Origin of the sequence: Vibrio sp. 10N.247.310.98, from assembly GCF_041467395.1 — a bacterium.
Lineage (GTDB): Bacteria > Pseudomonadota > Gammaproteobacteria > Enterobacterales > Vibrionaceae > Vibrio > Vibrio crassostreae_C.
Genome location: NZ_JBFSUL010000091.1, coordinates 1 through 14,298, shown reverse-complemented (window position 1 = coordinate 14,298; position 14,298 = coordinate 1). Strand labels below are relative to the sequence as shown.

Annotated in this window: 11 protein-coding genes; 7 read left to right on the top strand and 4 right to left on the bottom strand. The window is 40.8% G+C overall.

Features of this window, described 5'->3' with window-relative positions; genetic code table 11:
• Nucleotides 1–424: 424 nt before the first annotated feature.
• Entirely contained in the window at nucleotides 425–2,032 is a 1,608-nt protein-coding gene (locus AB6E78_RS22140) for a BCCT family transporter (RefSeq protein WP_017059966.1), read from the top strand.
• A 205-nt stretch (nucleotides 2,033–2,237) separates the two neighbouring features.
• Here the strand turns inward: AB6E78_RS22140 and AB6E78_RS22135 are convergent, their stop codons facing one another.
• A complete protein-coding gene (locus tag AB6E78_RS22135) occupies nucleotides 2,238–3,164 on the bottom strand; it encodes a M14 family metallocarboxypeptidase (protein ID WP_372074943.1) in 927 nt (308 codons plus the stop codon).
• 174 nt (nucleotides 3,165–3,338) lie between these two features.
• Here AB6E78_RS22135 and AB6E78_RS22130 point away from each other — a divergent pair, with 174 nt between their 5' ends.
• Nucleotides 3,339–4,244 (top strand): DUF808 domain-containing protein, encoded by a 906-nt coding sequence (locus AB6E78_RS22130; protein WP_372134216.1) that lies wholly within the window; start codon nucleotides 3,339–3,341, stop codon nucleotides 4,242–4,244.
• Nucleotides 4,245–4,361: 117 nt separating this feature from the next.
• Here the strand turns inward: AB6E78_RS22130 and pyrC are convergent, their stop codons facing one another.
• From pyrC to AB6E78_RS22115, 3 genes are all read right to left on the bottom strand, one after another.
• Nucleotides 4,362–5,390 (bottom strand): dihydroorotase, encoded by a 1,029-nt coding sequence (gene pyrC, locus AB6E78_RS22125; RefSeq protein WP_108093415.1) that lies wholly within the window; start codon nucleotides 5,388–5,390, stop codon nucleotides 4,362–4,364.
• 192 nt (nucleotides 5,391–5,582) lie between these two features.
• A complete protein-coding gene (locus tag AB6E78_RS22120; protein ID WP_017059962.1) occupies nucleotides 5,583–5,741 on the bottom strand; it encodes a YqaE/Pmp3 family membrane protein in 159 nt (52 codons plus the stop codon).
• A gap of 286 nt (nucleotides 5,742–6,027) precedes the next feature.
• On the bottom strand, nucleotides 6,028–7,992 hold the full coding sequence (locus tag AB6E78_RS22115) for an adhesion domain-containing protein (protein WP_372074940.1): 1,965 nt from the start codon (nucleotides 7,990–7,992) through the stop codon (nucleotides 6,028–6,030).
• Between the two features lie 467 nt (nucleotides 7,993–8,459).
• On the opposite strand from AB6E78_RS22115, the gene AB6E78_RS22110 reads away from it, so the two are divergent.
• From AB6E78_RS22110 to AB6E78_RS22090, 5 genes are all read left to right on the top strand, one after another.
• Nucleotides 8,460–8,990, top strand: coding sequence for a hypothetical protein (locus AB6E78_RS22110; RefSeq protein ID WP_102321323.1), 531 nt, complete (start codon nucleotides 8,460–8,462; stop codon nucleotides 8,988–8,990).
• A 66-nt stretch (nucleotides 8,991–9,056) separates the two neighbouring features.
• Nucleotides 9,057–9,584, top strand: a complete 528-nt coding sequence (locus tag AB6E78_RS22105) for a hypothetical protein (RefSeq protein ID WP_240800848.1) — start codon at nucleotides 9,057–9,059, stop codon at nucleotides 9,582–9,584.
• On the top strand, nucleotides 9,584–12,385 hold the full coding sequence (locus AB6E78_RS22100; protein WP_102321324.1) for a CS1-pili formation C-terminal domain-containing protein: 2,802 nt from the start codon (nucleotides 9,584–9,586) through the stop codon (nucleotides 12,383–12,385). Before AB6E78_RS22105 ends, AB6E78_RS22100 begins: the two co-directional genes overlap by 1 nt.
• 13 nt (nucleotides 12,386–12,398) lie before the next feature.
• Nucleotides 12,399–13,103: a hypothetical protein gene (locus AB6E78_RS22095; RefSeq protein ID WP_229648578.1), complete on the top strand. Its 705-nt coding sequence runs from the start codon at nucleotides 12,399–12,401 to the stop codon at nucleotides 13,101–13,103.
• Nucleotides 13,060–14,187 (top strand): hypothetical protein, encoded by a 1,128-nt coding sequence (locus AB6E78_RS22090; protein ID WP_102321325.1) that lies wholly within the window; start codon nucleotides 13,060–13,062, stop codon nucleotides 14,185–14,187. The genes AB6E78_RS22095 and AB6E78_RS22090 overlap by 44 nt, the downstream gene beginning before the upstream one ends.
• Nucleotides 14,188–14,298 lie beyond the last annotated feature (111 nt).

The window sequence follows — 14,298 nt, the reverse complement described above, 5'->3', positions numbered from 1 at the left end:
CTTCTTGAAGATAAAAGCGGCTTTCCCCGGAAAGCCGCGATGAACCTTTTTTATTAGAGCTATAAGTAAATTGGGTGATTATTAAAATTATCTGCAAAAAGTTTGGATGTGATTTTACGGTGTGTCATTTTAATTTAAATTGTTGTATTTGAAGGTTTTTATTCTTTTGTTTTATTCTGTTTTTATTGGGTTAACTATCACTATCAACGGTGGTTTGGGTGACTATTGAGCTAAAAATCAGTCAAAATGCTTTGAGCTGTGCTATAATGTTCGCCTTGGGATTGAGCCAGTAAGTCGATTTATCACTAACTATTGTGATTTTTATTGCCTTTTATTTAGGCGATGCGGCGAGCCAATCAAGTAGTAGTTGGATATGGAGAGCGTCCTTATATTCGTTGAATCGGATATGCGAACATCATAATTTATGAGTTTTAAATCAAAAAAGTACAGTATTGATTCTACTGACTATCAAGTTGGTCAAGACAACGTCAGTAAATGGGGCATGGATGTCCATAACACAGTTTTCGTAGCCTCAGTTGGCTTATCTCTTCTCTTCATCATCACTCTTCTTGCTCTTCCTCCTGCAGATGCTAAAGCTGCAATTGATTCTATTAAGGGTGCTGTTCTATCAAAGTTTGACTTCCTGTTTATGTGGGGAGCTAACATCATGCTAGCGTTTGCTGTTGTTCTTGCTTTTTCACCGTTGGGTAAAATCCGTTTAGGTGGCGAAGACGCGACGGCGGACTATTCAATGTCATCTTGGATTGCGATGTTATTCGCAGCAGGTATGGGTATTGGACTTATCTTCTGGGGTGTTGCAGAGCCAACTGCGTTCTTCACTAACTGGTTCGGAACGCCATTAGACGCAGAACCTTTCACAGCCGCTGGTCGTGAACTGGCGCTAGGCGCAACCGTATTCCACTGGGGTTTTCATGCATGGGCTATCTATGGCATGACGGCGCTTTGTCTGGCGTACTTTGTTTATAACAAAGGCTTACCGCTATCAATGCGTTCTGTGTTTTACCCAATTCTGGGTGAGCGTGTGTGGGGCAAAACTGGTGATGTAATCGATGTACTAACCGTACTGGTTACTCTGTTTGGCCTTGCGACTTCATTGGGCTTAGGTGGTACACAAGCAGCAAGTGGTATTAGCCACGTGTTCGGCTTGGAAAACAACATCTTCCTTCAGCAATCTATCATCGTTCTGATCATGGGCTTGGCGATCATCTCTGTACTACGTGGTATGGACGGTGGTGTTAAGTTCCTAAGTAACCTGAACATGGTTATTGCATTCATATTCCTTGGTCTTATCGCTGTATTGAACTTCACAACTGTGCTTGATTCAATGGCAACGGCGGCAACGGGCTATGTGAAAAATATCGTAGCTTTGAGCCAAAGTGCGGGTCGTGAAGACACAACATGGCTGCATGGTTGGACTGTGTTCTACTGGGCATGGTGGGTAGCGTATGCACCTTTCTTCGGTATGTTCGTAGCGCGTATTTCTAAGGGCCGTACGGTTCGTGAGTTCCTACTTTGCGTACTGATTATCCCAACATTGGTAACGTCGGCTTGGATGTCGATCTTCGGTGGCGTAGCTATCGAGCAAGTAATTAACCATGTGGGACAACTTGGCCTCGACCAAGGCATTACAGACGTATCTCTAAGCTTGTTCTACATGCTAGATGCTTACTCGTTCGGTAGCATTCTGTCAGTTCTCGCAGTCGCACTGATCATTGTGTTCTTCGTTACAACGTTGGACTCAGGCTCTATCGTTATCGATGGCATGACAGCGGGTGGTAAACTAGAAGTGCCAGTGAAACAGAAAGTGGTTTGGGCGGTTATCTCAGGCGCTATCGCAATGGTAATGCTGTGGATTGGTGGTACTCAATCAATCCAAGCTCTGCAATCTATTACGATTATTGCAGCACTGCCGTTTACGATCATTCTTTTGATTGGTTGTGTGAGCTTGTTGAAAGGCCTACTGACAGAAGTCGGTAAAGGGCAAGAAACGGTTACTCCGGCCACTAAGTAAGTACCTCTAGATAGGAACTTACTCTAATCAGCAGATTCAAAGCTCCCTTGCACCGCGTGCAAGGGAGCTTTTTTATGCCGTAGAAGACATCAGCGAAAGAGAAACAAAAAAGAGCCACAAGTGAGTAGTCATTTGTGGCTCTTTTAGTTCTTGGCTCTTAGTTATTAGTCTAGGTGCCCGGTTCTAGCTATGAGCGGGTTTACGCTTACGCGTTCAATTCGTGCTGAATAACGTAATCCAAAGCACCAACAACAGCAGCAACTTGAGCATCATTACACTCTTCGTCTGTTACTTTGTCACTGTCTGGGTAAACCTCTGTGGTTGTACCGTACTTACAGTCAGTCACGCCGCCACATAAGCCAAGCTTCTTCATTGGGTAGTTGATCACGCCGTGTTGAGTGACGTCTGAACCAATGATCTTGCCTTCGTCATCCGCAGGCGCAATGTGGGTTACTTTTTCAACTGAAGCGATGACAGCAGCTTGGAATTCAGGTTGTGGGTTTTCAGTATCGCCAACAGTGTAGAAACCGTCTGGGATCATACCTTCGATGTACTCAATGCCATCACGAGCTGCGAGTGCAGGTCGGAATTCAGTTTCATCAGAGTCAGTCGTCTCATGCAGGTCAACGTGAACCAATACTTCTGGCAGAGACGCTACTAGAGCTCGTAGGTTTGCTGATTCTTCTGCTGGCGTACCGTCGTAGAAAGAGCGGTTTGGATCAACAGCATTTGGATTCCAGCGGTTGATCACTTCGTAGCCCCAAGGGCTCACACAAGGTGCGACAACAATGTTGAAGTGCGCCGTGTATTTTTCTGCTTGAGTCGCAGCGAATTTGATCGCGCCATGCACGCCACTGGTTTCGTAACCGTGAACACCACCTGTCACCAGAATCGTCGGCTTTGACTCGTCCCAGTTTTTGCTCTTGATAGCGAAGAGTGGGAAGCGAGCTTCGTCGTAGCTCAGTGCGCCGTATTGTTCGATGTCAAAGCGGTCTGCCAGTGCTTTAATCTTTGGTACAACTTCTTGCTGGTATTCACGCTTAACCGTTCGTTGAGCTAACCATGCTTCACGTTCTGCTTGTTGCCATTTTTGCCCTAGCTTACCAATCGGGTAGGTAGATTCACTTTTCATCTATACTTTTTCTTTTATGTTCGTGAAAGATTAAGACAGATTATTCCTGTCTAACAGAGACAGCAATAGAAAACACAACTTGTGACTCTATTTTTTACAGACTCATAACTTTGATGAGTGGATTGATGGTGTTACATTTTATCAATTGTTTAATCCCTTAAAAGAGACCATAAAATGGCTGGAGCAAGTTTATTAACGCTACTGGATGACATTGCAACCGTGTTGGATGATGTCGCATTGATGTCTAAGGTAGCCGCTAAAAAAACCGCAGGCGTATTAGGTGACGATTTAGCCCTTAACGCCCAGCAGGTATCCGGTGTTTCTGCTGAAAGAGAAATCCCAGTGGTATGGGCGGTCGCAAAAGGCTCATTTAAAAACAAGCTGATTTTGGTTCCGGCAGCACTATTGATCAGTGCATTCATTCCTTGGTTGATCATGCCACTACTGGTGATTGGTGGTCTGTTTCTTTGTTTTGAAGGGGCAGAGAAAATCTTAGAAAAGCTTTTTCCTCATGCTCATCAACACGAAGAGAAAGATGAGGAAAGCAGCTCGGGTGAATCTGTTGAAGAGTATGAGAAGAGAAAGGTAGCAGGCGCGATTCGGACTGACTTTATCTTATCTGCGGAAATCATTGTAATTGCGCTGGGTACCGTAACGGGTACAAGTATCGTGACTCAGATTCTTGTGGTGAGTTTGATAGCGGTTGTGATGACGATTGGTGTTTATGGCTTAGTGGCAGGGATCGTTAAGCTGGACGATTTAGGTTTCTATCTCCAGCGAACATCGAATGGGAGTGCCATTAAAACCCAATTGGGTAACGGGCTAGTCGCATTTGCGCCCAAGTTAATGAAGACGCTTGCGGTGGTTGGAACGGCTGCGATGTTCTTGGTTGGTGGCGGTATTGTGGTTCACAACGTCCCTGCGATTCATCATTTAATTGAACCGATTATTATGGACTTCAGTGGGCATACGATTGCGACTGCGGTGGTACCAACGCTATTAAATGGTGTGATTGGGGTTTTATCTGGATTGATTGTCGTTGCTATTTGGACTGCTATCGGAAAAATTCGCGGTAAGTAATCGTTAAATTACTGCTGGGAATAAGACAGTCTTTCATCGAAACAAAAAAGGGTCACCATAATTACTATGGTGACCCTTTTCGCTAAATGGAGGGTGTTTATTTAACAGCCCAAGTGCTTATTTTACAGACCAAGCAATCGCCTCGCCGCCACGGATTGGCACAACGATGTCTGAACCGAAAGGCATCGTTTCAGCAACATTCCACTCTTCTTTAACGAGCGTAATTGTATCTGAGTTACGTGGCATGCCGTAGAAGTCTGGGCCATTGTGGCTCGCGAATGCTTCTAGGTTCTCAATCTTGCCTTCTAAATCGAATACTTCAGCGTACAGTTCAACCGCAGCGTGCGCTGTGTAAGAACCTGCACAACCACACGCTGACTCTTTTGCACCTTTAGCGTGTGGTGCAGAGTCTGTACCCAAGAAGAACTTCTTGCTGCCGCTTGTTGCCGCTTCGATAAGCGCTAATTGGTGCGTGTTGCGCTTTAGGATAGGAAGGCAGTAGAAGTGTGGCTTAATGCCGCCAACCAACATGTGGTTGCGGTTGTAAAGCAGGTGGTGAGCGGTGATAGTCGCAGCAACGTTGTCGTTCGCGTTCTTCACGAAAGTCGCAGCATCTGCAGTTGTGATGTGCTCTAGAACGATCTTCAGGTTAGGGAAGTCGTTAACAATCGGTGCTAGAACTGTGTCTAGGAACTCTTTTTCACGGTCAAAGATATCAACATCGTGAGCCGTTACTTCACCGTGTACCAGCAGCAACATACCCACTTCTTGCATTGCTTCGAGTACGTGGTAAATCTTTTGAGCTGAAGTTACACCTGAATCAGAGTTAGTCGTCGCGCCAGCAGGGTATAGCTTCGCTGCTACAACAGCGCCAGATTCTTTCGCTTTACGAATTTCATCAGGTGTTGTGTTGTCTGTCAGGTAAAGTGCCATTAGAGGCTGGAATTGTTCACTTGGCTGCTCTGCCATGATGCGTTCACGGTAAGCAAGAGCCATTTCGGTATCGGTTACCGGTGGGATGGTATTTGGCATGATTAACGCTCGACCATTGTAACGGCTGATATCGCGAACTGTATCTTTTAATACTTCGCCATCGCGTAGATGAACGTGCCAGTCGTCAGGACGAGTAATCGTAAGTTGTGTCATTGAAGGCTCCCACCATTTGAAGTGTTATGTAGTTGGAGCCTAAACTCAGCGAAATCTGTGAAAGCAATCGCTTACGTTTAGGCGACAGGATGATAGTGGAAAAGTACTTTCATTTCATCCTATTTTTAACTCTTCATAGCTAGGAGCTTGTTTTTATGGATATTTTATTCAGTATCTATTTGTTAATAAGGGTTAGCGGGTGGCTACCCACAGACCATGGATCATTCCTGGAACCCAGAAGAAGAAAGTAAGAATGATATTAATCACCAAATCTTTCCCGGCGCCGCGAGCGAAGAACACGCCAACAGGCGGAAGCAGTACACATAAGATGATAATGACGAGTTTGTTCATGATAAATCCTTTTTATTCAATGAAAGTTCAATGCGGTAAACGTGTTCATATTATAGAACGTCTCGAGAGTGTTACTGCATTGCTGCCTTAATGTATCAAGATAGAAAGCTAAACATCTCAAGATACTAGCCTAGTATCAAGTGTTTAATGCCTGCCAGTTCGACTAAAGTTAGATTGGATGTAATAGTGAGGTTTGAGTTGAAATTGTTTAAATTGAAACATAAATAGTGTGCAGTCTAGCGTTAAACTAGTTACGAATAACTAGTTTAACGCTAGCGTCTTAGGATTATTCGGTATCAACCCAAAGCTCTAATCCATTTAGGTAGCTGTCTCCTGTGGCCCTAAAGCCTGTTAACTGCTCATCTGCGGTTAGAGTATATTCATCGCTATAGTGACCTGAGTAAGATTTGCTACCACAGGTTAACAGTAAGCCACCAGATTTATTATATAGAAAGAGTCGAGACATATCGTTTCCAGACCCAAACTCTGTGGGTCCCCAGACAGCTCTAACTCTACCTATGTCAGCAACGTTTATTGTATGTTTGGCTCCGCCAGTGCCTCCAATATGAGCACCTCCTACCTGCGAGATAGAATCTACAATAAACCCACAGCCAAACGTCACTTGAGCATTGATACGAGTATCAAATAGATAATCATTACCAATGTCATCACCAAGGAATTTAACTGGATACCCTAGAGGTGTTGCATCGACGCAAGCAGCAAATCGAACACTCGAATTGGCATCATATGTACTAACAACTCTATCTGCCATGTTTACGGAATGATGATAGCTAGTTCCACTTGCTCCTTGGTTACTAGCCCAGTAGCTAACGTCAATTGGCCAGTTGTGATTAGTAAACAAACGGCCACTAGTATTGCCATCATCATATAGGCTTCGAAGTTCCGTCACCGTTGGCAATCGTGCTCCTCTAGCTTGGCACAAGTGATTAGCAGTGTGCCAATCGTGAGAAGCCGTGGTGATACCATTTAAAGCGGTAGTACCGTTACCAACTTGAGGTGTGGCGATGATTTCAGCATCTTTAGCATCTGCGTACATCAACGGTGGTAGGTAGATATTCCCTGAGACGATTGGCTCATATGGGTTACCGACGTAACCTTGCAAAATTCCTGTGGCATAGCCCCCTTTTCCATCAGACACAACATAGGACACAGATGTTTCTCCAGGTTGGGTACTAGTGAAATCAAACTCAGTATCATTGAAAAGATTACCATCGTTGTTGGCATCGTTTGGAATTAAGATGGTTGCACCAAAGCTGTATATGTCAACGAGATGAAGAGTATCACCGTCAGGGTCACTTATAAGATCCGCAACATTGAACCTTAATTGTTTACCATAAGGAATTTTAGCTACCTCGTCACCAGAGTCTGGATCTATATAACTGATTTTCCTACGAGATTCTGCTGTTGGTGCACTGTTTGTGTCTGTTGAGACCGCGATATCAATACTACCAGCTAACACACTTGAACCATCACTATAGCTATATAGGATGCGTTCTACGCCGCTTGGTATGCCATCTCCTGGGGTGTAATCAATCGTATTAGTTGATGTGTTTGCAATAGCAGTTGAATTTGTCGCATCACCATTAGGCAATGTAACCGTGGTTGCTAATGCATATGTGCTTGTGTCTAGAGAGTACCCCGCGTTCCCAAGCTCTTTAGCGATATCTATTTGTACAGATGTGAAAGAGGAGGTTAGTCCTGAAATCGGTGTAAGTTGCTCAGTTGACTCACCGACAGCCGCACGAACTGTCGCTTCAGCAAAACCATCTCCTGATGTTGCTGAAGTAGCGCTAATACGCGCCTCTCCATGGTTACTATGGGAGCTCATAGCGATGTCAGAAGGTAGCGCAGCGCCAACTCGATAGCGGTAGTCGCACACTTTTGCACTTTGAGCGCTAATGGTGAAGCCATTGGCATTTTGGGATACAACATTACAATCATAGCTATTATTCAAAGACGTAACTGTCGTTAATGTAACTGACGAATCATCAGATGACTCCATATTATTCGACAAATCAACAAAAAAGGTATTTGTGGGAGTGCTTTGACGAATTACATCCTGAGCATAGTAAAGGGTATCTCCTGATGTTGGAGATTCGGGTTTGGAGTTAGTAGTCGCTTCGTCGCTAGATGCACCACACCCAAACAGCGCCAATGATATCGCTACTGACAGGGATAATTTATGAAAAGGTGCGTATGTACTTATTCTCATCATGTATTTAATACTCATTAGTGAATGTTATGGGAATTAAGCAAAGAGAGCACAGCCCATTATTTATTTGCGTATTCTAACAAGGCTAAATCACTTTAAATTAGCACGAGCTAGTATCTGGCACTGGTGAGTGCCTAGTTGACAGCTGGCGCTATTAGCAATGATATAAGTTAAAACTCAAACTGTTATACGTCTCTAGTATTTATATTGAAGTGGGGTTGTTCATGTGAATAACTACTTTTATAAGATAAGACCGAAGGTGGGATCTAATACCAGTTACTAAATTAGCGAATGAGTAACCTAAGGAATTAAATGCCTAGGTTATTTTTTAGGTGAATGGTTTTCTTGCTCAAATATCCACTAGGCATATCGGAAGGTCACTTTTCTTTACTTGCTAACCAAAACGTTTATTCATTGCATATCATACACCCGAAGTTAGCAAGGGGCTAACTAATCATATTATGAATATATCGAAGGAAATAAAAGTGAAAAAACTAACACTTATTACACTGCTATCTGCAATTACATCTGTTCCAGCTTTTTCTGCACCTGGCGATACCTCTATTGGTTCTGTAGTATTCAGCGGCTTTGTTCCTGGTTTTGTATCCAACGGTGACATCCTTGTTACTGGTGCGGGCGGTAGTGAAGACCCTGCTTCTTTTGTTGGTACGTTACAGGTGAACGCTGACGGTACGTTCGCAACGACTAAAGCAGTTGTTTTGGAAGCGCATGACTACACGGGGGCTGTGCTTGGGGCTTTAACTCCAGCTAACTGGACGGTATCACAAGTAAATGTGCTTCCAGCTTCAATGGGTGAAGTACAGCCTAACATTGTCGTCGGCGATAACCTTTCAGCGACGGAACTTACTGCAGCTGACTACTTAGCTTCAACTCAACTTTCAGCAGGCGATACGATTCAACTGTATGTTGCTAACGATACAGCACACTCAACTCCAGATGATATTGCTGGTACAGAAGTTATCGTTAACGTTGATATGATTGCAACTTTGCCATAAGAAAAAATCTCATTATTTGATAGGCACTTAATTAATTAAGTGCCTTGTTTTTCGAGGCTGATGAAAATGAATATCTATATAAATTATTTCTTTCTATTATTGCTTGTTATTTTTAGTTTCAATAGCTTTGGCTATGAAAGCTATTCATTTCCAGTAAATACACAAATAAATAGAGCGAATTTGTATGACTATTCTATAAATGTAGATTTATCTGATGAGTTTATTGCACTGAAGTATGATGGTGAGAACGAAACCTTTCTAAATGGGCGTTTTTATTCTTATATTAGAACGAATATACCAACAAGCTCTGGGGATTCGTTTGAATACAGTTATAACATATCAGAGTTCACTTCTAAATGTGTTTTCAACGATAGCGGTGAGACTATGTATGATGATTTTGTCGATCTCTATATCGATAGAAAACATTACTCTGATATTTCAGATATACCAAACTTTGAATTTAATAATATTAAAAATACTGAATATGAAAACTCTACCAATGAATTTGAATTAGTGACAAATAAAAATATACCGAGTGATGAGCCATTAGATTGCAATGGTCGTATTACGTTCAATGTGGAGCTTCAACTATAATGTTTATTAGACTTTGGTTTGGTTTAAACTTAATTATCATATTTTTCTTGGCCATAATATATAGTTCAAAATCCGTCGCAAATATTCCAGATGGATTTGAAGATATGTTTGAAGAGAAGTTGATAAGAATGCCACTAATTCTCTCGGCTGATAACAACAAATTATTCTATTCGGAAGCTTTCATCTCGGGTGATGAAGTAAGAATTCCCACTTCACAAAAACAACTTGTAGCACAAGCATTGGCGAATGAACTTGGTATTGAGAAAGATGTTAGCGATGCGATGGCAACAACACTGGTAAATGGGGTTGAATCGAGCCTAGATTGTAAAGGTTATCGAAGTGAATGTGGTCTACTACCTGATTTATATGATTTTGTTTATGTGCCAGATAGCCAATCATTGATTATTCATGTTAACTCACAATTCTTAACTGAGATAATAGAAGAGTCAGAAATAAAATTTGTAAAAGAAGAGATCGATCAAAACGCGATCATTATGTCACATGGTTTGAATCTATCTGGTTCTTATAGCGACAACACTGATTATACATCGTCTTATTCTTATCAACATGAAAATTATGCAGGTTTTGGCAAGTATGGCTATTTGCATAATGATCTAAACTTTAGTGATGTCAATGGTTTCAGTTCGGATGACTCATCGTATAACTATGTTGGTGGTAATACTCGTTTCTCTGTCGGGTATAAATACCAAGAACGCCCTTGGAATAGTACTCAGTTTTTAGAAAATGGCAGCAAAACTTCTGGTTACATGTTGTCGATTGGATCGACGAGAGAGCTAGTAAAAAAATCATCTTCTAATTCTAGACGAGTATATTTGAACATTTCAAGAGCTGGTCGACTAGAAATTAATGATGATAGAGGCCGTGTTCTATTAAGTCGTAATGTGGATGCAGGGCAAGAATACTTTGACTATAACGAGCTACCATTTGGTACTTATACTGCGACAATTCGAATATTTGATGGCAGTGAAGAGTTTTACACAGAAGATAGGTTGATAGTCAATACAAGCTCTTCGTCGATTAAAACCGGCGAACTAGATTATCATATTACAGCCGGTTATTTATCAAGAGACCTGACGAATACGGGACTAGAGGACGATTTTGACCAGAAATCCATCAACTTTGCTTATGATAATTATGAAAGTCCAATGTTCACCAATGGGAAATTGAGCTATCAAGTTACGGATTTTTTTGCACTGGGTGCAGGTTCGTTTATTACAGGGGAAGATAATTATAATTATGTTGGTGGTCACTTATCTTTAGGGGAAGTGTCCAGAATATCGGCAGTAACAGGATTATTTGACGATGGATCTAGTTTTTATAATTTTGATGTGGGGATTTATAACTTAAGTGTATCTTACACAAAATTTGATAGTGAAAATGATAATAGTATTGGAGATATTAGTTTGTCTCAACTTTTATTCAGTAACTCGAACTATACGTCATTATCAGTAAATTACAACAAGTACTTAACGAGAAATATATCATCATATATATCGGGTATATTAACAAAAAACCAATATAAAGATTTTAGTAATGGTTATAATAATGAATCAGAAAGTTGGTCTGCAAGAAGTGGCGTGCAGATATCATCATTACCACTTGACTCAAAGGTGAACTTAGAGTTATCAGCAAGTGAATCGAGCGATATAAATTATGGTGTTATGGCCTCAATAATTATTCCAATAGGCCAGGAAAACACATACACACATAGTACACAAGCACAAATAGATGATAGTGGTGATGTTGCGCTATCGCATAGAGATACAGTCTCAAGTAGTCTAATTAACAGAAACAATCTAAATGTATCAAGCTCTGCGGGACTTTATTATCAAGATTCTACTGAAGACCAAAGCAGTGCCGATTTATCATTGTCTGCAAATTATAAGAATAAATATATTGACTCAAACTCTTATACCTATATCAATTCAAGTAGCAATACAAGTGTTTCTGCATATATTGGTACAAGTAATATCGTAACTTCTCAAGGAATAGAGTTTACGAGTGAAAAGTCATCTTCTTATTTTATTTCGAATAATGATACAGGGGAACTGTCTTCGGATGGAAAATTCTTGGCGGTAGTTAACTCCGAGCAGAATGGAAAACAAAGCAATGCTTATGTTAGTGGAGATGCTTTGACGGTATATCCATTAAAAGAGTTCTATGAATATGAATTCAAGCTTGATACGGAAGCCTCTGATTTTTACAACAATGGTGAGTCTTATACGTCGGCTACTAGTTATCCAGGAACTGTTATCCGTTTGGATACGTCGTTGTCTGAGTTGAAATCATTTATATCGACGTTTAGTGATATAAATGGAAATCCAATAGACGGAGTTGAATGTATCGGTGGAGGTTGTGTTTCTACTGACAAGCTTGTTGAAGGTGTGTATCAATTTAAGGTGAAAGATAAACAACCTTACAAAATTATATCTAAGGAAAACCAATGTGTAATACCGGAGTTATCATCGGTTAATAATTTGAATTTAGGTAATAACTTCTGTATGCCATCATTCGAAGAAAATAGTGAAGGTTATCAGATAGCCCTAGTTGATGGTGTTTATTATTACTACTTAGGGCAATACAAGGATAGTAATATTGTATTGAACTATCAGAACAAACTGAACAACTCAGGTGTTGAAATTATAAACAAAAAGCTTGGCGGTTATTTGTATATATTCGCTAAGTCTCCTGAGCAACTAACTACGGCAAACAAACTGTATGTTGATGAACTCATTAATTATGCAGTTCATATGGAGATGACGCCATATGCTTATAACTAACATAGAGAAAATTATGCAACGTGTAATATTTACTTCGATACTATTAATGACGACCTCTTTTAGCCATGCATTTAGCATAGATAAAATGCTTCTTATAGCTGGAGAAGATGGTAATGGAGTTTTTACTCTGACTAGTTCGAAAACTGAACCTGAATATATAAAAGGTAACGTTAGCCAAGTAAAGGTTGAAAACGGAGAGTTAGAAAAGGTAGAGCTAACAAAAGATAATTTACCTTTATGGGATCTTGCGCTATTACCCAATAAACTGATATTAAATCCGGGGGAAAGACGTCGTGTATCAGTAAAGAATTTATGTCAGGTTAATTGTGATGATTTAGAGAAGGACAAAGTTTATCAAGTGACTTTCATGCCTAGCGTTATCGATGGAGATAAAAAAGAAAGTATAATTGGTATTAATTATGGTTATGCTCCTTATTATATTGTACCTGCAAAAAATACTAATGTTGACTACAAAGTTAAATATAACGGTTCAGAAGTTTATGTGGAAAATAATGGTAACACATTTTTCTACATACAGTTTGATAACTGTAAACCGAATTCTGTTAGTAACAAATGTAAACAAACTAATACAATACTATCTGGTCGAAAGAAAACCATAAAATTAGCAGAAGGCCTGCAAAATGTCGATTCGTTATCCGTTAAGGTAGCCAACCATGATTACAGTTATAACAAAAATATCACTATTAAAAAGAAATAGCCTAATTAGTATAGCGCTATTATTCACGGCTTTAGATAGTAGCCATGCTGCAGATGTATACGGAACGATTACAGCAAACAACTCTGTGGTTTGGAACAATGCGGCGCCAAATAGTTATTTCGGTAGTGAAGCTATATCTCCATCTGCATGGACGATAGCGCAAGAGCAACCAACGGCAGAGTGGTATCCCGCAACGATGGATAACCAACCCGTTAATAACGTTAGCTTTGTTAATCATTCTACAGGCGAAAGTTTTAACACCAGCCTGGAGTTGTTAGGCGTTGAGTATAATTTGGGTAGCTCGGCTAGTTATTTCACATCAAAAGACTACGGGTCAAATGTGGGAATGGGAGTTGCCAATGAGTGTGCAGCTACAAATATAAGTGGTTCGAGTGCGAAAGTGGGCCAAGAGTCGACTTTGTGTGTGTCGCGAATGGGTTACACAGCAACAAGCCGAATAGAGCCTTTTAAGTTTTATCGACCTGCTTTCGCTTTGCCTAATATCAGTAATGATGTGTTCGCAGCCCCTGTTGGATCTGGAACTTTTACGGCATCAATTAACCTTTCACCCACTTACTTTTTTACAAGTCAAACCGGTACGATGACTTATACCAGAGTGCCGGAGACGTTAATTATCACGATTGATTATCAAGCTGCGATCCTTGAATCATTAACGGTACTTGGAGACGGGAATATTGAACCCCAGTATGATACTGCAACAAAAAGGATCTCTGGTACAACGAGGTATGATGTTAGCTTGTTAGGGACTTTACCTACAGGCGTTATTATGACATTTAGCCCTACGTCAGGTGACTATGAGCTTACAAATATTGATAACTCGCTAGAAAAGATACCCTACACAATCACGTGTGCCATTGGCTGCGAAAGCCCTGACAAGGTGATTGTCCAAGACGGAGTACTTAATACCGTATCTTTTCCTGATTCAGAAGTGATTACAGTGAATGGAGAAGGTAGTAACAAAGTTGATGTAGCATACGATGTTAGTTTTGATGTCGATGGAAATGCACTCAGTTCAGGTAATTACCAAGGGTCGTTTAATGTTGTTTATGAGGTGAACCTGTGAACCGACTAATTAATAATATTTTTTTTATGTTTCTAGTACTAACCAGCGGTGCAGCGGTCAGGGCAAGATCATGAAAAACCCATATGGAATAAGGGGTAGCGTGAAGTGATG